The sequence below is a fragment of the Gottschalkia acidurici 9a genome, from assembly GCF_000299355.1.
Lineage (GTDB): Bacteria > Bacillota > Clostridia > Tissierellales > Gottschalkiaceae > Gottschalkia > Gottschalkia acidurici.
Genome location: NC_018664.1, coordinates 954,011 through 972,497 on the forward strand (window position 1 = coordinate 954,011; position 18,487 = coordinate 972,497).

Annotated in this window: 18 protein-coding genes, 3 tRNA genes and 1 other annotated feature; of the genes, 20 read left to right on the plus strand and 1 reads right to left on the minus strand. The window is 30.3% G+C overall.

Annotated elements, in window-relative coordinates; genetic code table 11:
* Positions 1–28: 28 nt before the first annotated feature.
* The 12 genes from CURI_RS04255 to CURI_RS04310 all read left to right on the plus strand — a co-directional run bounded on the left by CURI_RS04255 (position 29) and on the right by CURI_RS04310 (position 8,322).
* On the plus strand, positions 29–1,708 hold the full coding sequence (locus CURI_RS04255) for a methyl-accepting chemotaxis protein (RefSeq protein WP_014967051.1): 1,680 nt from the start codon (positions 29–31) through the stop codon (positions 1,706–1,708).
* Positions 1,709–1,807: 99 nt separating this feature from the next.
* Entirely contained in the window at positions 1,808–2,623 is an 816-nt protein-coding gene (locus tag CURI_RS04260; RefSeq protein WP_014967052.1) for a CheR family methyltransferase, read from the plus strand.
* A gap of 6 nt (positions 2,624–2,629) precedes the next feature.
* Positions 2,630–3,646 carry a protein-glutamate methylesterase/protein-glutamine glutaminase gene (locus CURI_RS04265; RefSeq protein WP_014967053.1) on the plus strand — a complete coding sequence of 339 codons (1,017 nt, stop codon included), beginning with the start codon at positions 2,630–2,632 and terminating at the stop codon, positions 3,644–3,646.
* Positions 3,647–3,764: 118 nt separating this feature from the next.
* Positions 3,765–3,938 (plus strand): alpha/beta-type small acid-soluble spore protein, encoded by a 174-nt coding sequence (locus tag CURI_RS04270; RefSeq protein WP_228370476.1) that lies wholly within the window; start codon positions 3,765–3,767, stop codon positions 3,936–3,938.
* 92 nt (positions 3,939–4,030) lie between these two features.
* Positions 4,031–4,771, plus strand: a complete 741-nt coding sequence (locus tag CURI_RS04275; RefSeq protein WP_014967054.1) for a class I SAM-dependent DNA methyltransferase — start codon at positions 4,031–4,033, stop codon at positions 4,769–4,771.
* A 147-nt stretch (positions 4,772–4,918) separates the two neighbouring features.
* Complete coding sequence (locus CURI_RS04280; protein WP_014967055.1) at positions 4,919–5,119, plus strand: cold-shock protein; 201 nt, start codon at positions 4,919–4,921, stop codon at positions 5,117–5,119.
* A gap of 194 nt (positions 5,120–5,313) precedes the next feature.
* A complete protein-coding gene (hslO, locus tag CURI_RS04285) occupies positions 5,314–6,195 on the plus strand; it encodes an Hsp33 family molecular chaperone HslO (protein WP_014967056.1) in 882 nt (293 codons plus the stop codon).
* Between the two features lie 163 nt (positions 6,196–6,358).
* Positions 6,359–6,434: transfer RNA gene (locus CURI_RS04290), tRNA-Phe, on the plus strand.
* A gap of 40 nt (positions 6,435–6,474) precedes the next feature.
* A tRNA-Gly gene (locus CURI_RS04295) sits at positions 6,475–6,549 on the plus strand.
* Between the two features lie 7 nt (positions 6,550–6,556).
* Positions 6,557–6,631, plus strand: a tRNA-Cys gene (locus tag CURI_RS04300).
* A 156-nt stretch (positions 6,632–6,787) separates the two neighbouring features.
* Complete coding sequence (gene ytxC / locus CURI_RS04305; protein ID WP_014967057.1) at positions 6,788–7,654, plus strand: putative sporulation protein YtxC; 867 nt, start codon at positions 6,788–6,790, stop codon at positions 7,652–7,654.
* A 68-nt stretch (positions 7,655–7,722) separates the two neighbouring features.
* Entirely contained in the window at positions 7,723–8,322 is a 600-nt protein-coding gene (locus CURI_RS04310; RefSeq protein WP_014967058.1) for a DUF445 domain-containing protein, read from the plus strand.
* A 37-nt stretch (positions 8,323–8,359) separates the two neighbouring features.
* Here the strand turns inward: CURI_RS04310 and CURI_RS04315 are convergent, their stop codons facing one another.
* On the minus strand, positions 8,360–9,895 hold the full coding sequence (locus CURI_RS04315) for an ATP-dependent metallopeptidase FtsH/Yme1/Tma family protein (protein ID WP_014967059.1): 1,536 nt from the start codon (positions 9,893–9,895) through the stop codon (positions 8,360–8,362).
* 413 nt (positions 9,896–10,308) lie between these two features.
* Here CURI_RS04315 and infC point away from each other — a divergent pair, with 413 nt between their 5' ends.
* The 8 genes from infC (at position 10,309) to pheT (ending at position 18,407) form a co-directional block, all read left to right on the plus strand.
* A complete protein-coding gene (gene infC, locus CURI_RS04320; RefSeq protein WP_041701535.1) occupies positions 10,309–10,818 on the plus strand; it encodes a translation initiation factor IF-3 in 510 nt (169 codons plus the stop codon).
* 22 nt (positions 10,819–10,840) lie between these two features.
* Positions 10,841–11,035 carry a 50S ribosomal protein L35 gene (rpmI, locus tag CURI_RS04325; RefSeq protein ID WP_014967061.1) on the plus strand — a complete coding sequence of 65 codons (195 nt, stop codon included), beginning with the start codon at positions 10,841–10,843 and terminating at the stop codon, positions 11,033–11,035.
* 25 nt (positions 11,036–11,060) lie between these two features.
* Positions 11,061–11,411, plus strand: a complete 351-nt coding sequence (gene rplT / locus CURI_RS04330) for a 50S ribosomal protein L20 (protein WP_014967062.1) — start codon at positions 11,061–11,063, stop codon at positions 11,409–11,411.
* A gap of 216 nt (positions 11,412–11,627) precedes the next feature.
* Complete coding sequence (locus CURI_RS04335; protein ID WP_014967063.1) at positions 11,628–12,953, plus strand: TrkH family potassium uptake protein; 1,326 nt, start codon at positions 11,628–11,630, stop codon at positions 12,951–12,953.
* 17 nt (positions 12,954–12,970) lie between these two features.
* Entirely contained in the window at positions 12,971–13,618 is a 648-nt protein-coding gene (locus tag CURI_RS04340; RefSeq protein WP_014967064.1) for a potassium channel family protein, read from the plus strand.
* 30 nt (positions 13,619–13,648) lie between these two features.
* On the plus strand, positions 13,649–14,464 hold the full coding sequence (gene rlmB / locus CURI_RS04345) for a 23S rRNA (guanosine(2251)-2'-O)-methyltransferase RlmB (RefSeq protein ID WP_014967065.1): 816 nt from the start codon (positions 13,649–13,651) through the stop codon (positions 14,462–14,464).
* A gap of 160 nt (positions 14,465–14,624) precedes the next feature.
* Positions 14,625–14,850, plus strand: a binding site (T-box leader).
* Positions 14,851–14,906: 56 nt separating this feature from the next.
* A complete protein-coding gene (pheS, locus tag CURI_RS04350) occupies positions 14,907–15,929 on the plus strand; it encodes a phenylalanine--tRNA ligase subunit alpha (protein WP_014967066.1) in 1,023 nt (340 codons plus the stop codon).
* A gap of 81 nt (positions 15,930–16,010) precedes the next feature.
* Positions 16,011–18,407, plus strand: coding sequence for a phenylalanine--tRNA ligase subunit beta (gene pheT, locus CURI_RS04355; protein WP_014967067.1), 2,397 nt, complete (start codon positions 16,011–16,013; stop codon positions 18,405–18,407).
* Positions 18,408–18,487: the final 80 nt, after the last annotated feature.

The window sequence follows — 18,487 nt, forward strand, 5'->3', positions numbered from 1 at the left end:
GTTTTTAAATATAGAAGGGGGAAATATAATGAGATGGTTCTATAACTTGAAAATAAGGAAAAAACTTCTTATAGCATTTATAGTTATGATGACGACATCTTCTATAACGGGATATATAGGCATAAAAAGTCTTTTAGATGTAAAAAAATCTACTAAAGAATATAGATATCGAATAGTAGATTCGAAAGATAGCTTAGCAGATATAGGTGTTGAATTTCAAAAAATTAGTGTAAGTATTACTAGTCAAATAATTTCAAATGACATGAGTAATATAAAAACAGAAATAGAAAATATAGAAAGAATTCAAAAAAATATAGATGATAATTTAGATAAAATTAAAGAAAGATTAAAGGATGAAAGTGATAAAAAAGAATATGAAAAGATATTAGATAATATAAATCAAGTAAAGTCTATAGTAAATCAGTTTGAAGCATTAATTTTATCGGAACAAAGGGATGAAGCAATAGCTTTAGTAAGTGATGCTGAAGTTAGTAGGCTGTTAAGAGAAACGGAACAATATATAGATCAGTTCTATAGTAAAAAAAGGGAACAAGTTATTGAAGAAGAAGCAAAAAACACCCAAGAAATTGATCTTGCAACAAAACTGATGCTAAATACTATAATACTTGGAACTATAATTTCAACTCTAATATATTTAGTAACTTATAGATCAATAAGCAAACCTATTGCTAAGTTATCAAAAGAAATAGATAGTTTCTCACGAGGTAATTTGGATGTGAAGCTAAATATAGATACAAAAGATGAAATAGGAGATTTATCTAGAGCTTTTAATGATATGGCACGAAATATGAATGATATTATGTGGAGAATAAGCTCTGCAGCAGATCAAGTATCAGCAGGTTCAGTACAAGTCTCTCATACAAGTCAGACATTGGCTCAGGGAACATCTGAACAAGCAAGTTCAGTTGAAGAAATAACGGCTTCTATAACAGAGATATCTGAGCAAATTAAACAAAATGCATTAAATGCAAACAAAGCAAATGAGATAACGGATATGACTAAGGCTGAGGGTGAAGAGGCCAATAACCAGATGAAAGAGATGCTAAAGGCTATGAAAGAAATAAACGAATACTCTTCTAATATTTCTAAAATAATAAAGGTAATAGATGAGATCGCGTTTCAGACTAATATATTAGCATTAAATGCAGCAGTAGAGGCAGCAAGGGCAGGTCAACATGGAAAAGGATTTGCAGTAGTAGCAGAAGAGGTAAGAAACTTAGCTGCGAGAAGTGCAAAAGCAGCGAGAGAAACTACTGAGATTATAGAAGGTTCAGTTATAATAGCTGAAAACGGAACAAAAATAGCTAATAAAACAGCTAAAGAGCTTGAGACTATAGTACAGGGAGCATATAACATATCAGACTTAGTGGAGGAAATATCAACTGCTTCTAATGAACAAGCTATCGCTATGAGCCAGATAAGTCAAGCTATAGATCAAGTATCGATGGTAACGCAAGCTAATACAGCAACATCACAAGAAAGTGCATCTGCAAGTCAAGAATTATCTAGCCAAGCAGAAATGCTTAAAAAGATGCTAGAGGGTTTTAAATTAAAAGACATGAAAAGAAATACAAATAATATGAATAGAAATGAAATAATTCTAAAGCCGAAGAATAAAATGAAAAAAGAAAACAAAGATAAAATAGAAATAAAATTAGATGATACAGAATTCGATAAATATTCTTAAGGTATATCTTTTAAATAAAGTTATAAGTTTCAACCTATTTATATTCTATATAGTAGGTTGAAACTTTAATAGTATGTGAAATAAAAAAGGTGGTTAGACATGATAAAGATGACTGATATAGAATTTCAAAGAATAATAGAATATGTTCATCTGAATTTTGGGATAGACTTAGCGCAAAAGAGAAGTCTAATACACAACAGAATGCAAAACTATTTAGTTCAAAATGACTTTGAAAGCTTTACTGAGTTTTATAACTATATGATATCTGACAAAACAGGTATAGCAGTTTCATTGCTCATAGACAAGCTTACAACAAATCATACGTTTTTTTTTAGAGAGTCTGAACACTTTGAATTTTTAAAAAATACTGTACTACCCTATATAAAGGAATATGAAAAGACTTCTAAAGATTTGAGAATATGGAGTGCAGGATGTTCAAGTGGAGAAGAACCATATACAATAGCAATGTTTATAGACGAATACTTCGATAAAGAAGGTTTTCTATGGAATACAAAAATATTGGCTACTGATATATGCGAAAAAACATTAAATAAAGGCAAAGTTGGAATATACGATTCACAAAGTTTATTTAATGTTTCGCCATATTGGACAAACAAGTACTTTACAAAGATAGATAGTGATCGATATATGATAAATAATAATATAAAGGATGAAGTGATTTTTAGAAGATTTAATCTTATGAATAATATATTTCCTTTTAAAAAGAAGTTCCATGCTATATTCTGTAGGAACGTTATGATTTACTTTGATGAAAAAACGAAAAAAGAGCTAATAGACAAATTCTATGAAATGACAGAAGAAGGTGGATATTTGTTTATTGGACATTCAGAAACTATCAATAAAAATGATACAAAATATAAGTATGTACTTCCATCAGTATATAGAAAGGAATAGATATGTATGGCAAGGAAAATAAAAGTACTTGTAGTAGATGATTCTTTTATGTTTAGGGAAGTTGTATCAATGGGAATATCACAAGATCCCTTAATAGATGTAGTAGCAACAGCTACTGATCCTTATATAGCAAGAGATAAAATAATAGAATTTGAACCAGATGTTATAACATTAGATATAGATATGCCTAGAATGAATGGAATAGAATTCTTGAAAAAACTTATGCCGCAGTATCCAATACCAGTAATAGTAGTTAGTGCTATAGATAGTGGGGTACTCGATGCACTTAGATATGGGGCTATAGATTTTGTAACCAAATCTGATATTAATAATAGAGATTATTTTATAAGTGAACTCATAAGAAAGATAAAAATAGCATCGATATCTAAAGTAGGATATCCTCAAGAAGGGTATGTAAATATAGAAAGTATTTATGATACGAGTAATATAAATAAAAATATGATTATAGCAATCGGGGCATCTACAGGAGGAACAGAAGCTATTCTTAAAATATTAAAAGACTTCCATAAGGATATTCCAGGCATAGTAATAGTTCAGCATATGCCAGCTAAATTTACAAAAATGTATGCGGACAGAATAAATAACATATGTGAAATAGACATAAAAGAAGCTGAAAAAGGAGATATTGTAACCCCTGGGAAAGCATTAATTGCTCCAGGAGGATATCATATGGAAGTTAAGAAAAGAGGAGATAAATATATAGTAGACTGCTTTAGAGATGAAAAAGTAAATGGACACAGACCTTCTGTAGATGTACTATTCAATTCTGTAGCAGACTGTTTTGGGAAGAAAGCTGTAGGCGTTATACTCACAGGAATGGGGTGTGATGGATCAAAGGGATTACTTAAGATGAAGGAGTCAGGAGCAATAACTATAGCCCAAGATGAGAAGACATCTGTAGTATACGGTATGCCTAGAGTAGCTTATCAAATAGGTGCAACTACTAAAGTGTTACCTATTCATAAAATATCAAGAGAAGTTTATAAATCAGTAAGCAAGTAATATTATACTAAAAGATTTATAATGTATAAGAACCCCTCCTTATAGAAAGAATAAAAAAATAAGGAGGGATTTTTATGGGGAAAAATACTAGGAAAAACAAGAAGAAAAAATAGAGACAATTGAAGATAAGTTAAAGTATGAAATAGCAGGAGAACTAGGATTGCTAGATAAAATAAAAGCAGAAGGTTGGGGTGGATTGACTGCCAAGGAAACGGGAAGAATCGGTGGTTTAATTACTGTTAGGAAGAAAGAAATGAAAGACAAGGAAAGTAGTAAAAAAGAAACAGAATAACTAGAAAACTTGAAATAAAAGAAAATCTATAATAAAATAAGCTGTATTGAATAATAATTAGTATTAACTTAAGATAAAGGAAGAGGAATACAATGACAGCTTATCAAGACTTTGCATTGCTATATGATGAACTTATGGATGATATAGATTACTATAAGTGGTTTAATTATATAAAAGATATATTTAAAAAATGTGATAAGAGTCCTAAAAGTATATTAGAGATGGCTTGTGGTACTGGAAATCTGACTAAATATTTTTGTGAAGAAAGATATGATGTAACTTGTTTTGACTTGTCAGATGATATGCTATCTATAGCATATGATAAATTAGGAAGCTTTAAAAATGTAAATATTATAAAACAAGATATGGTAACTTTAAATCTGAGTAATAAAAAATTTGATTCTATAATATGTGCATGTGATAGCATAAATTATGTTACAGATAAGAATGATCTATTAAAGGTATTTGAGAATGCATACAATCATTTATCTGATGATGGATTATTTATTTTTGACATAAACTCTTACTATAAACTAAAAAACATAATTGGAGAAAATACGTTTGTACAGGATAGAGAAGATATATTTTATGTGTGGGAAAATGAGTTTATAGAAGAAGATGAAGTTTGCAACTTCTATTTAACTTTTTTTGTTAAAGAAGATGAGATGTATGAAAGATTTGATGAAGTTCATATAGAGAAGGCTTATAAAAATGAAGATATATTAAATTACTTAAAACGAGTTAAATTTAAAGAAGTTTTCATGTACGATAACTTTACTTTTGACGATCCGCAATATGAAAGTGAAAGAATATTTTTTGTGGCTAGAAAGTGAAGGACGAATTGGAAAGATAAAACATAGGAAAAAGATATTTGCAAAATGCACCGAAAACTTGTTGACAATAGAATTATGCTATGATAAACTTAAATAGAATGAAGTACATACTCATTCGATAATTTTTTTTATATGGAGGAATTCTAAATGATTAAAGGAACAGTTAAATGGTTTAACGCAACAAAAGGATATGGATTTATTTCATCTGAAAACGGAGAAGATGTATTCGTACACTACTCAGCTATATCAGGAGATGGATTCAAAACTTTAGAAGAAGGACAAAACGTTGAGTTTGAAATAGTTGAAGGCGAAAAAGGTCCTCAAGCTACAAACGTTTCAAAACTATAATCACTGAATAAAAAATTCAAGATTTAATTGATTTAAATATATAGATTATGTTCGACCTACTTAAATCATATAGTTTTGCAAGCACCAAGAAAAGCCCCGTAATAGGGGCTTTTGATGTTTTTTGTTAAATAATAAAAAAATGAGAATAATAAATAATATAAATAGAAAGAAATGAATTTAGAAAGGAGTAATGTATGAAAGATTATATAGTTAGAGCTATGGATAAGGGTGGAAATATTAGAGTGTTTGTAGCAAGCACAACTAACTTAGTAGAAGAAGCTAGACAAACACATAACACAGCACCTACAGCTACAGCTGCTTTAGGAAGAACACTCACAGCTGCGTCACTTATGGGAAATACGTTAAAGAATGATAGTGATACTATTTCACTTCAAATAATGGGTAGTGCTTTAATAAAAAATGTTTTAGCGGTATCTAATAATAAAGGTGAAGTAAAAGGATATATATCAAATCCTAATGCAAATCCACCATTAAAAAGAAAAGGAAAGTTAGATGTGGGTGCTGCAATAGGGGAAGGTAAACTTATAGTTATAAGAGATTTAGGACTTAGAGAGCCTTATATAGGCCAATCTGATTTAGTATCTGGAGAAATAGCAGAAGATTTAACTAATTATTTTGTGTACTCTGAACAGCAACCATCAGCAGTAGCACTTGGGGTATTAGTAGATGTTGACTTAAGTGTAAGAGCAGCTGGTGGATATATAATTCAAATTCTACCGAACGCAGATGAAGAAATAATAAGTAAACTAGAGCAACGACTATCAAATGTAGAACCAGTATCTACACTAATAGATAAAAAATATAGCCCAGAGGATATATTAGAATATATATGTGATGGTATAGAGATGAAGATTACGGAGACTAAAGATCTAAAACTAGTATGTGATTGTTCAACGGATAGAATAGAAAAGGTTCTTATAAGTATGGGAGAAAGAGAATTAACAGATATAATTGAAGAAGATGGAGAAGCAGAGGTTGTATGTCACTTCTGTAATCATAAGTATAAATTTAATAAAGAAGAACTTATAAAAATATTAGAGCAAGCAAAAATTTAACAGATGAATTAAAATAGCTAATGGATAAATCCTATACCTATATATAAGCTAAAAAATAAACCATAAGGATTTATCCTATGTTTTTTAAAAAAACATAAAAATATAGTTGACATTATAAATTAGTTATAATATAATAACATATGTCGCCGAAAGAATTACATAAGCCCAGATAGCTCAGTCGGTAGAGCAGGGGACTGAAAATCCCCGTGTCGGTGGTTCGATTCCGCCTCTGGGCACCAGGTAACATAATTACGTTAGATACATATAATAGAGTAGTATGCGGAAGTGGCTCAGTGGTAGAGCATCGCCTTGCCAAGGCGAGGGTCGCGAGTTCGAATCTCGTCTTCCGCTCCAAAAATACGGCGGCATAGCCAAGTGGTAAGGCAGAGGTCTGCAAAACCTTTATTCCCCAGTTCAAATCTGGGTGCCGCCTCCATAATTATGAAAAGCAGCTTATATATAAGCTGCTTTTTTGTTTTTCTTAATTTTAGAAAAAATTCAAAAATGTAATTAATGTATATAAATAATTAGTGAATATAGACATGCAGAAGACATATACTACTATTAGAAAAATGAAAAAGGAGTGAAATATTTGAATGAAATTTCTATAACAACAACTTACAATGTAGATACTATATGTGATATATTAGATAAAAAGTTATCATTCCTTAAAAAAGAAGGATTATATATAGATTACTATGTAGATAAATTAGATGCATTTAGTACCATAAAATGCAAAGTAGATAAAGATAGAAGTACCTTATTAAATTATTATGACACACTTAAGATTTATATATCAAATGGAATATTAGATATAATATTTAATATTTATATATTAGATATAATAGAGGAGACTATAATTGATAGATTTTATCCTTTAAATAAATCGGATATGGAATTTGTAAAAGATAGAGTAAAAGAAGATTTGTATAATCAAGAGTATATTGGAATAAGCAATAGTTTCTATAGACAAAATATTCGAAATAAGATACTTATGAAAATTATGAATTACTTTGATGAAGATACTAATATAAATATAGATGGATTTATAGATTTTAGACTTGGATTTTATAAAGATCATTTAGAAAATATTATACAAAGAAAGTTAGAAGAATTAGCAATTGAAAAGGAATATAGAGAATTTATAGAAATCCTACAGTACTTTATAGAGATACAAGAGCCTAAGGTTGATCTAATAAATATAATGATAGAAGATGAGAAATATAAACTTATTGATAATAATAACAACGTTATAAGTAATGATTATTTAGAAGAGATAGCAAGTGAATTAAGTGATATAGATATAACTTACGATGATCTTTTAATAAGTTCTCTTATAACGATAGCTCCAAAGGAAGTTATAATTCATACTGACAAAGAGCAATCAGAAAGAGAAGTAGTAAATATAATAAAAAGTGTTTTTGAAGATAAGGTAACTATATGCAAAACCTCTAAGTAATCTTAGGGGTTTTTACAATTCCACGAAATATGATATAATCAATTATTATTGTGGAGGTGCTTTAGAAGATGGATAATGTTATAAAGATACTAATATTAGCTAGTATAGGCGCTTTAATAGGCTGGATAACTAATGTACTAGCTATAAAATTAATATTTAGACCATTAAAACCTGTATCTTTTTTAGGTATAAAAATTCAGGGACTTATACCAAAAAGAAGAGATGAAATAGCTAAAAGTATAGGGGAAGTAGTAGAAAATGAGCTTATATCTATAACAGATATAATGAATACTATAGTAACTGATGAAAACATAGATAGTGTTAAAGAGGTTTTAAAGGTAAAAATAAAAGATGTGATAATTCAGAAGGTTCCTTCATTCATACTTGGACCATTTAAGGATAAGGTGGATTCTTATGTGGACAATATGATAGATAATGAAGGTGATGACATTATAGAAGAACTTATAGATAGAGTAAGTGATAAAGCCTTAAAAAATATAAGCCTTTCTAAAATAGTCGAAGAAAAGATAAATTCATTTGAGTTAGAAAAAATAGAAAAGATAATTATATCTATTGCTAAGAGGGAATTGAAACATATAGAAATCTTAGGTGGAGTATTAGGATTTTTAATAGGAGTAGTACAAGGCCTAATAGTAACACTAATATAAAAAGCATGTCGTATTTAAACAGACATGCTTTTTTATATTAAACAATATTAGATAGTTTTTCTGTATTAAAATTTTCGACAAGTAAATCTAGCTCATCGCCAGTCATAGTTTCATTCTGTATTAGATAATCTGCTATACGAGAAATTAAATCTTTATTTTGTTCTATAATAGTCAATGTTTCCTTGAAGCAAGAATTAATTATATATTTTACTTCTCTATCTATTTCTTTAAAAGAATACTCAATATGTTCTTTTTTTATAGATATATTACCTATAGAACTCATACCGTAATTACATACCATTTGATGAGCAATTTCAGTAGCTTTTTCAAGGTCGTCTTTAGCACCTGTAGTTACTTCATTAAACATTACTTTTTCAGTTACTCTTCCTCCAAGTAATACTTTAATTTTATTTAATAGTTCTACTTGAGTTAATAAGTACCGTTCTTCATCTGGTAGTTTTAAAACATATCCAAGTGCTTGACCTCTAGGTATTATTGAAACTTTTTGAATCATATCTACACTAAGTAGTTTACCAACCAAAGCATGACCTGCCTCGTGATATGCTACAACCTTTCGCTCTTTTTCTAGGACAGATGGATTTTTTAACTCTAATCCTGCAACTATACGTTCGATTGCAGCATTAAAATCATCGTTATCTATATTATCTTTATTGTTCCTAACTGCAATTATAGCAGCTTCATTTACAATATTGGCAAGTTGTGCACTTGAAAAACCATGAGTTTTTCTTGCTATATCAGAAATGTTAACGTTAGAATGAAGAGGCTTATTCTTAGTGTGATTATCTAGTATCTTAACTCTAGAATTTGCATTAGGATTACCAACATATATATGTCTGTCGAATCTACCAGGTCTTAAGAGCGCTTCATCTAGTAAATCTAACCTATTAGTTGCACCTATCACTACCACATTTTTATCTTTATTAAAGCCATCCATTTCTATTAGTAATTGATTAAGGGTTTGGTCTTTTTCATTGTTGCTGTCAGAGTTTCTTCTAGTACCTATAGCATCTATTTCATCTATAAATATTATCGTAGGGGAATCTTTTCTAGCTTTTTCAAAAAGACTTCTTACTCTTTTAGCTCCTATACCAACATATTTTTCCACAAATTCTGAACCACTTGAATACAGAAAATTTGAATTAGCTTCACCAGCTAATGCCTTAGCAAGTAAAGTTTTTCCCGTTCCAGGAGGACCATAAAAAAGAACACCACTAGGTATTTTTGCACCCATTTTGTTGAACTTATCGTGATTATTAAAAAATGCTATAATCTCTTCTAACTCATCCTTAATTTCATCAAGACCAGCGACGTCTTTAAAAGATATGTCAGACCTATTGTTCTTACCTTTTTCTTCGAATTTATTATCAGTAGCTATAGAGGCAGTAACTAACATATTTCTTTTATTTGATTTTAAGTAATAGACTAGAAGCGATACGGCAAAAATAAATAATCCAACTTTTCTTAATATACTATAATTATCAACACTAGCTGTTGGAATCAGAACTAGTGCAAAAGCATAGACAATTGTAGTTAAAAGTATAGTTTTTTTCAATGTATTATCACCTCTCTACTATTTAATTAAGTTGAAAATTCTTTGTTATGATAGTAGTTTAACCAAGATAAAGGTAAATATAATATCAATAAAATGTTATAAATTAGAAAATTAATCAAAATTAATATAAAAAAATAAAAAAAATTATACTTTATAATTGACAAAAAATAAAAATTAGAATATAATAACTAAATGTAAAGCAGTGACAATTTAAAAATAAAGTAGAAGTATCCGCTTCTCACCTTATGGTTATGTAACTTATAAGGTTAATATAAAGCATTAACAACTATTAATAGTAACTACTTGTTACTTCTGATGTATTATAGTTGATTATTGTATTATTGTATAATAGAGCGGATAGTTATTAAAGACTATTCGCTTTTCTATTATATAAAAAACTCAGGAGGTGTCTTATCATTAAAGAACTTCAAATTAATGAAGAGATCAGGGATAAAGAAGTAAGACTTATCGGAGTAGAAGGAGAACAGCTAGGGGTAGTATCGTCTAGGGAAGCACAGGAACTAGCAGATGAAAAAAAATTAGATTTAGTTAAAATAGCTCCTACTGCAAATCCACCAGTATGTAAAATAATGGACTACGGAAAGTACAAGTACGAACTAGCTAAAAAAGAAAAAGAAGCTAGAAAGAAACAAAAAGTTATAAACGTTAAAGAAATCAGATTAACTCCTGTTATAGAAGAAAATGACTTAAGAGTAAAAGCAAACAGAGCTATAGATTTCTTAAAAGATGAAGATAAAGTTAAAGTATCAGTTAGATTTAGAGGTAGAGAACTAGGGCATACGGAAGCTGGAAAAGTGGTTCTTCTAAAATTTGCAGAATTAACTTCAGAATATGGGGTTATAGAAAAGCAACCGAGACTTGAAGGCAGAAACATGGTCATGTTCTTAAATCCTAAAAACTGATAATCTGGAAGGAGGAAACATAATGCCAAAAATGAAAACACACAGAGGAGCAGCTAAAAGATTCAAAAAGACTGGCTCAGGAAAATTAAGAAGATATAAAGCGTACAAAAGTCACTTAACAGGTAAAAAAAGTCCTAAAAGAGTGAGAAAACTAAGAAAAGCAACATTAGTAAGTAGTGGAGATTTAAAAAGAATAAGCCCATTACTACCATACTAATAAGTGATCGAGGAGGAGCAAAAAAATGGCAAGAGTTAAAAAAGCTATAAATGCAAGAAAAAAACATAAAAAAGTACTAAAACTTGCTAAAGGATACTACGGTGCTAAAAGCAAATTATATAGACCAGCAAACCAAGCAGTTATGAAGTCTTTACAATATTCATATATTGGACGTAAATTAAGAAAAAGAGACTTTAGAAAGTTATGGATAACAAGAATTAATGCAGCAGCTAGAATGAATGGAATGTCATATAGCACATTTATAAATGGGCTTAAAAAAGCTGGTATTGAAGTAAATAGAAAAATGTTATCAGAAATGGGTATTCATGACCCACAAGGTTTTGCTAAGTTAGTAGAAGTTGCAAAAAACGCTTAAGCATAGAAAAATCGAATAAACTATAGAAATAAAAGTTCCCAGTGTGGAACTTTTATTTTTATGTGTAAAAAAGGTTTATATAGGGTCAATATAGTTCAATATAATGAATAATGAGAATTTACATTTTATTGTGTAGGCAATAAAATGATAGATAAAACAATAAAGGATATTTAGAAGGAGGAGATTGGAATAAAACCTGGTTTTTATCAAAAATTAATGCAAAAACCTGCACTAGTACTTTCACTTGGTATAGCGGCCATAATGTTAATAGGGGCAATATTATTAAACTTACCTATATCATCAAATAATGGGCAAAGTATAGGTTTTTTAAATGCATTACTTACAGCAACTTCAGCAGTGAGTGTAACGGGTCTTGTAGTGGTTAATACCGCAGAGCATTGGACTATTTTTGGAAAAGTCGTAATAATACTTTTAATACAAGCAGGTGGACTTGGGTTCATGACTCTAGCTACCTTAGTAGCACTTATAACAGGAAAAAGAATAGGTTTAAAAGAGAGATTAATAATGCAAGAACAACTAAATCAAGATTCATTATCAGGCATAGTTAAATTAACTAGATTTGCAATATTAGCTACTTTAGCTATCGAAGGTATAGGGGCATTATTACTATCTACAAGACTCATACCGATATATGGTCCTATAAAGGGCATAGGATATTCTGTGTTTCATGCTATATCAGCATTTTGTAATGCAGGATTTGATTTATTCGGAGATAGTTTGGTACCATTTGTAGGAGATACAGTTATGAATCTTACTATTGGCGGACTTATAATATTAGGAGGTCTTGGATATACAGTATATATAGATATAAAACAAAGAAAAAGCTATAGAATGCTTTCTTTACATTCTAAAATTGTCTTAATTGTTTCAGCACTACTCATAGTGGTGGGAGGAGTTGTTATATTTATATCAGAACATAACAATCCAAACACTATGGGTAACTTGACACTGTATGAAAAAGTATTAGCATCTTTCTTCCAATCAGTAGTGGCAAGAACGGCAGGTTTCTATAGTATAGATTTAAATGGTATGGTTAACTCTAGTGTATTTTTTCTCATAATACTCATGTTTATAGGAGGTTCTCCAGGTTCAACAGCTGGAGGGATTAAAACAACAACATTTGCAACTATAGTATTAACACTAATATCTGTTATAAGAGGAAAAGAGGATGTAGAGGTTTTTAAAAAGAGAATACCTCAATGGCATATATCTAAAGCATTTATATTATTATCAGCTGGGTTAACATTAGTTCTAGTAGTGGCATTCTTACTTACCATGACAGAACCAACTAAGCCTTTCATAGACCTTTTATTTGAAACTATGTCGGCATTTGCTACTGTTGGTTCTACAAGAAACATAACTCCAGAGCTATCTGATATGGGAAAATTATTAATAACCTTTACAATGTACTCAGGTAAGGTAGGTTTTCTTACACTAGCACTTGCCCTTACCAATAGAGGAAAAGGAACACCAAATAAGAAAAACTATAAATATCCTGAAGGAAAAATTATTATTGGATAGGGGAGGAAAATGAAATTATGAAAAAGCAGTTTGTAGTTATAGGCTGTGGTAGATTTGGGCAAGGTGTTGCTAAAACACTTTGTGAATACGGACATGAGGTTTTGGTGTTAGATGAGGACGAAGAAATAATTCAAGAGGTATCGGAATATGTAACACATGCTATTCAAGTTGATGCTACGGATGAAAGTGCATTAAAGTCAATAGGTATTAGAAACTTCGATATTGCAATTATAAGTATAGGTGCAGATATACAAGCATCTATACTAGCTACACTTATAGCAAAAGAAGAAGGTGTAAAAACTGTAGTAGCAAAAGCACAGAATAATGTACACGCAAAAGTTCTATATAAAATAGGTGCAGACAGAGTAGTATTTCCAGAAAGAGATATGGGAATAAGACTTGCAAATAGCTTAGTAACATCAAATGTTTTAGACTATATAGAACTTACACAAGACTATAATGTAGTAGAAATAGAAGCTCCTAAAGATTGGGTAGATAAAAAGCTAAGTGAATTAAAGTTATCTAATAGATATGGTATAAATGTTATCGCTATAAAACAAGGAGACAATATAAACATATCACCTTATGCTGAAAGTGTTATTCAAAAAGGAGACATACTAATATTTATAGGAGATACAGAGAGTTTGAGAAAGTTAGAAGACTAAACTTTTTATGGAAAGGATGAATAGATAGTTTTGGTAGATACAGATATTATAACTAGTTCTTCAAATAGTATAGTTAAACAAATTAAGCTTCTCCATAAAAAGAGAGAACGATGGAATAAAAAGAGTTTCTTTATAGAAGGAATTAGGGCTGTAGAGCAAAGCATATTAGCTAAAGCAGAGATTGAATATATAGTATACTCTGAAAAATTATTTACTAACAACGGTGGAAAGGACCTTCTTGAAGAAGTAAAGAAAAGAAACTATAAAACATATCATATATCAGATAAGCTTTTTAAAGATATAGGAGATACTGAGCAACCTCAAGGAATTTTAGCAGTAGTTAGATTTAAAGAGTATGAACTAGAAGATATTCTACTTTCAGAGAGTAATTTTTTAATAGTATTAGACAGAGTGCAAGATCCAGGTAATATGGGAACTATAATTAGAACAGCAGATGCTTTTGGGGCTAATGGCATAATAGTAACAAGTGGATGTGTGGATATATATAATCCAAAGACGATTAGATCTACTATGGGATCTATATTTCAAATACCGATAGTACATTTTGATGATATAAAAGAATGTATTATGAACTTAAAAAAGAACAATATAGAGATTATAGCAACTTCACTAGATACTAATAAATATAGCTATGATGTAGATCTTAAATCAGACTGTGCACTAGTGATAGGAAACGAGGCATCAGGCATATCTAAAGATGTACTAGATAACTCGGACTACTTGATAAAAATTCCGATGACTGGAGAAGCAGAGTCATTAAATGCCGCTGTGGCATCGGGTGTAGTTATGTATGAAGTGTTGAGGCAAAGAAGTAAAACCTTGTAATTTACAATATATCATGCTATAATCTATTTAAATATCCTAAAAGGGGTGTTTAGAGAATATGGGGGCTAATTTTTATTGGGTAATTTTTAAAATTACAGGGTCTATTGATGCTTATCTAATATATAAGAAATTATTATTAGAAAGTGAAGTAATTTAATATTTAAATGTTATGATGGAGAGAGTATGTGTCAAATGACTTTTCAGAGAGGAAGTATCATGGCTGAAAGTACTTCCAAAGCTCTAGACACAGAAGTTCACTCCTGAACAAATAGGCTGAAATATATAAGTAAGCTTATTCGGGATTACCGTTAAATAAGTTAAGTGGCATAATTTTATTATAAAACTATGCTATTAGGGTGGTACCACGGAAAGACTTCGTCCCTTGCGGACGGAGTCTTTTTTATTGTGTATATATATAGAAAAGTAAGAAAGGAGAATTATCATGAGAGAAAAATTATTGAATATAAAAGAAATTGTACTTTCAAAAATTGATAGTGTAAGCAATTTAAATGGGTTAGAAGAGATAAGAATTGAATACTTAGGAAAAAAAGGTGAACTAACAAACATATTAAAAGGTATGAAGGACTTAACTAAAGAGGAAAGACCAGTAATAGGTCAAATAGCTAATGAGGTTAGAGAAGCTATAGAAGAAAAGATAGAAGAAGTGAAGAACAACCTTAAAAACAAAGAAAAGCTTGAAAAGTTAAAGGTAGAAAAATTAGATGTTACAATGGCAGGAAGTTCAGTAACTCTTGGTCATAGACATCCACTACTTTTAGTTAAGGAAGAGCTTGAAAATATATTTATGAATATGGGATTTGATATAGTTGAAGGGCCAGAAGTTGAAACTGTATATAATAACTTTGATGCTCTAAATTCACCAGAGAATCACCCTTCAAGAGATGAATCGGATACGTTCTATATAAATGACGATATTCTTTTAAGAACTCATACATCTGCAGTTCAAATAAGAACTATGAAAGCTACTGAGCCACCTATTAGAATAGTATCAGCAGGAAGAACGTTTAGATTTGATGATGTTGATGATACTCATTCACCAATGTTCCACCAGCTAGAAGGATTAGTTGTAGATAAACATGTTACAGTACAAAATCTTATGCACACTATAGATCTATTTATAAAAGAAATATTCGGAAGTGAAATGAAGACTAGATTTAGACCACATTACTTCCCATTTACAGAACCAAGTTTAGAAGTAGACGTAACTTGTTTCAAATGTTTAGGTGAAGGTTGTAGTGTTTGCGGAGGAACAGGATGGAGTATGGAGCTTTTAGGCTGTGGAATGGTACATCCTAAAGTTTTAGAAAACTGTGGAATAGATCCAAACGAATATAGTGGATTTGCTTTTGGATTAGGTGTAGATAGAATTGCAATGGTTAAATACGGAATAAATAATATAAGACTATTATTTGAAAATGATATGAGATTCTTAAAACAATTTTAAGTAGCGAATCAACTTTAATATTTTTGTAAAATAGAGCGAGATTATAATTATTACTGATAGAAATAAGAAAGGAATGATAAAATGCTAGTACCTGTTAAGTGGCTTAATGATTATGTTGATATTGAGATAGATAGTAAAGAATTAGCAGAAAAACTTACAGCTTCAGGATCACATGTTGAGACTATAGAAAGTGTTGATAAAGGTGTAGAAAATGTAGTTGTAGGTAAAATATTAAAAATAGAAAAACATCCAGATGCAGATAAACTTGTAATAACTCAAATAGACACAGGAACAGAAGTAGTTCAAATAGTTACTGGAGCTAACAATATAAGTGAAGGAGATATAGTTCCCGTTGCTAAAGTAGGAGCAAAGTTACCAGGAGGAGTTAAGATAAAGAAAGGTAAGCTTAGAGGAGTAGAATCTTTTGGAATGCTTTGTTCAGCGGAAGAGTTAGGAATAGCAGACAATGTAATACCTAAGAACCAAAAAGACGGTATCTATATATTAAATGGAAACTATAAACTAGGAACTGATATAAAAGAAGAACTTTCATTAACTGGTGAGGTTATAGAGTTCGAAATAACTCCTAATAGACCAGATTGTCTAAGTATTATTGGAATGGCTAGAGAAACGGCTGCGACTTTAGGTGAACATTTAAAAGCACCAAAGATAAGCATAGTAAATGAAGAAGGCAATATTAAAGACTTCTTAAACGGAATAGAAGTAGAAGATTCGTCACTTTGTAAAAGATACTATGCTAGAGTTATAAAAGATGTACAAATAAAAGAGTCTCCAATTTGGATGCAAACTAGACTTATGGAAGCAGGAGTAAGACCTATAAATAATATAGTGGATATAACAAACTATGTTATGCTGGAATTCGGTCAACCACTACATGCTTTTGATCTTGATACACTAAAAGGTAAGAAGATAGTAGTAAGGGAAGCAAAAGAAGGGGAAAAAATAAAAACTCTTGATGAAGTAGAGAGAAAGTTAGATCCTTCTATGCTTGTAATAGCAGATGAAAGTGACCCAGTTGCAATTGCAGGAGTTATGGGGGGCTTTGATACAGAAATAACTGAAAATACGAAAAATATTCTTATAGAATCAGCAAACTTTAAAGGTAGATGTGTAAGACTTACTTCTAAAAAACTAGGACTTAGAACAGAAGCATCTACTAAGTATGAAAAAGGATTAGATCCTAATACTGCAGAAATAGCTTGTGAAAGAGTTTGTCAGCTTATAGAAGAAATAGGTGCTGGTAAAGTAATCGGCGGAGTTATAGATGTATATGAAAATAAAGTGGAAGAGAGAACTATTGAGCTTCCAGAAGAAAAGATAGCTAAAATCATAGGAAAAGAAATAGCTAGAGAAAAAGTAATAGAAATACTAAGTGAATTAGAAATAGAAACTGAATTCAAAGACGGCGTATATATATCTAAAAGACCTACATTTAGAAATGATTTAGAAATGGCAACGGATTTAGTAGAAGAAATAGCTAGAATCTATGGATTTGATAATATAGGATTTGCACCTTTAGTAGGAACTTTAACAAGAGGAGAAAAGTCTGCAACTAGAGTTTTAGAAGATATGGCTAAAAATATACTTTATGGTATTGGTCTAAATGAAATAATGACTTACTCATTTATAAGCCCTAGAACTTATGACAAAATAGCTCTACCTAAGGATGATCCAAAGAGAAACTATATTAAACTTAGAAATCCTTTAGGAGAAGACTATAGTGTAATGAGAACTACACTTATAGGAAACACAATGGAAGTTTTATCAAGAAACTATAAATATGGGGTTGAAAGTGCATCTACTTTCGAAGTTGGAAATACTTTCATACCAAAACAACTACCAGTTACAGAACTTCCAGAAGAAAAGAAACTTCTTTCGTTAGGAATGTATGGAGAAGTAGACTTTTTCTCACTAAAAGGAGTAGTAGAAGAATTATTAAATAGACTTGGAATAAGTGAAAGTGAATATGAGCCGGTATCAGACAATACAACTTTCCATCCAGGAAGAACTGCAAAAATAGTAGTAGGTAATAAAGTTTTAGGAATAATAGGAGAAATACATCCAGACGTGCTTGAGAACTATGACATGAAAGAAAGATGTCTAATAGGAGAATTAGATTTTGATGCTATAGTTGAGTTATCAAACTTAGAGAAAAAATATAAGCCTCTTCCTAAATATCCATCAACAGCTAGAGATATAGCACTTTTAATAGATGAAGATGTATTGGTTAGAGAAATAGAAAAAATAATTCTTGCAAATGGAAAAGGATTAGTTGAAAGTATAAAGTTATTTGACGTATATACTGGTAGTCAAGTAGAAGAAGGAAAGAAAAGTGTTGCTTACTCTATAGTATATAGATCAAGTGAGAAGACACTAACAGATGAAGAAGTAGTAAAAGTGCATGATAAGATTTTACAAGAATTAGAAGAAAAATTAAATGCAACTTTAAGAAGCTAAGTATAAGTAAATAATTAAAAAAATTTTAAGTGATCTAAGGCAATCAATACTCTTAGAGAGTTAATATCAATTAAAGAATA

Coding starts and splice junctions, on each gene's coding strand:
- rpmI (WP_014967061.1), top strand. CDS start 10,841: ATGCCAAAAATGAAAACACACAGAGGAGCAGCTAAAAGATTCAAAAAG.
- CURI_RS04265 (WP_014967053.1), top strand. CDS start 2,630: ATGGCAAGGAAAATAAAAGTACTTGTAGTAGATGATTCTTTTATGTTT.
- CURI_RS04260 (WP_014967052.1), top strand. CDS start 1,808: ATGATAAAGATGACTGATATAGAATTTCAAAGAATAATAGAATATGTT.
- CURI_RS04275 (WP_014967054.1), top strand. CDS start 4,031: ATGACAGCTTATCAAGACTTTGCATTGCTATATGATGAACTTATGGAT.
- hslO (WP_014967056.1), top strand. CDS start 5,314: ATGAAAGATTATATAGTTAGAGCTATGGATAAGGGTGGAAATATTAGA.
- pheT (WP_014967067.1), top strand. CDS start 16,011: ATGCTAGTACCTGTTAAGTGGCTTAATGATTATGTTGATATTGAGATA.
- CURI_RS04255 (WP_014967051.1), top strand. CDS start 29: ATGAGATGGTTCTATAACTTGAAAATAAGGAAAAAACTTCTTATAGCA.
- CURI_RS04280 (WP_014967055.1), top strand. CDS start 4,919: ATGATTAAAGGAACAGTTAAATGGTTTAACGCAACAAAAGGATATGGA.
- CURI_RS04310 (WP_014967058.1), top strand. CDS start 7,723: ATGGATAATGTTATAAAGATACTAATATTAGCTAGTATAGGCGCTTTA.
- CURI_RS04340 (WP_014967064.1), top strand. CDS start 12,971: ATGAAAAAGCAGTTTGTAGTTATAGGCTGTGGTAGATTTGGGCAAGGT.
- CURI_RS04335 (WP_014967063.1), top strand. CDS start 11,628: ATGCAAAAACCTGCACTAGTACTTTCACTTGGTATAGCGGCCATAATG.
- rplT (WP_014967062.1), top strand. CDS start 11,061: ATGGCAAGAGTTAAAAAAGCTATAAATGCAAGAAAAAAACATAAAAAA.
- pheS (WP_014967066.1), top strand. CDS start 14,907: ATGAGAGAAAAATTATTGAATATAAAAGAAATTGTACTTTCAAAAATT.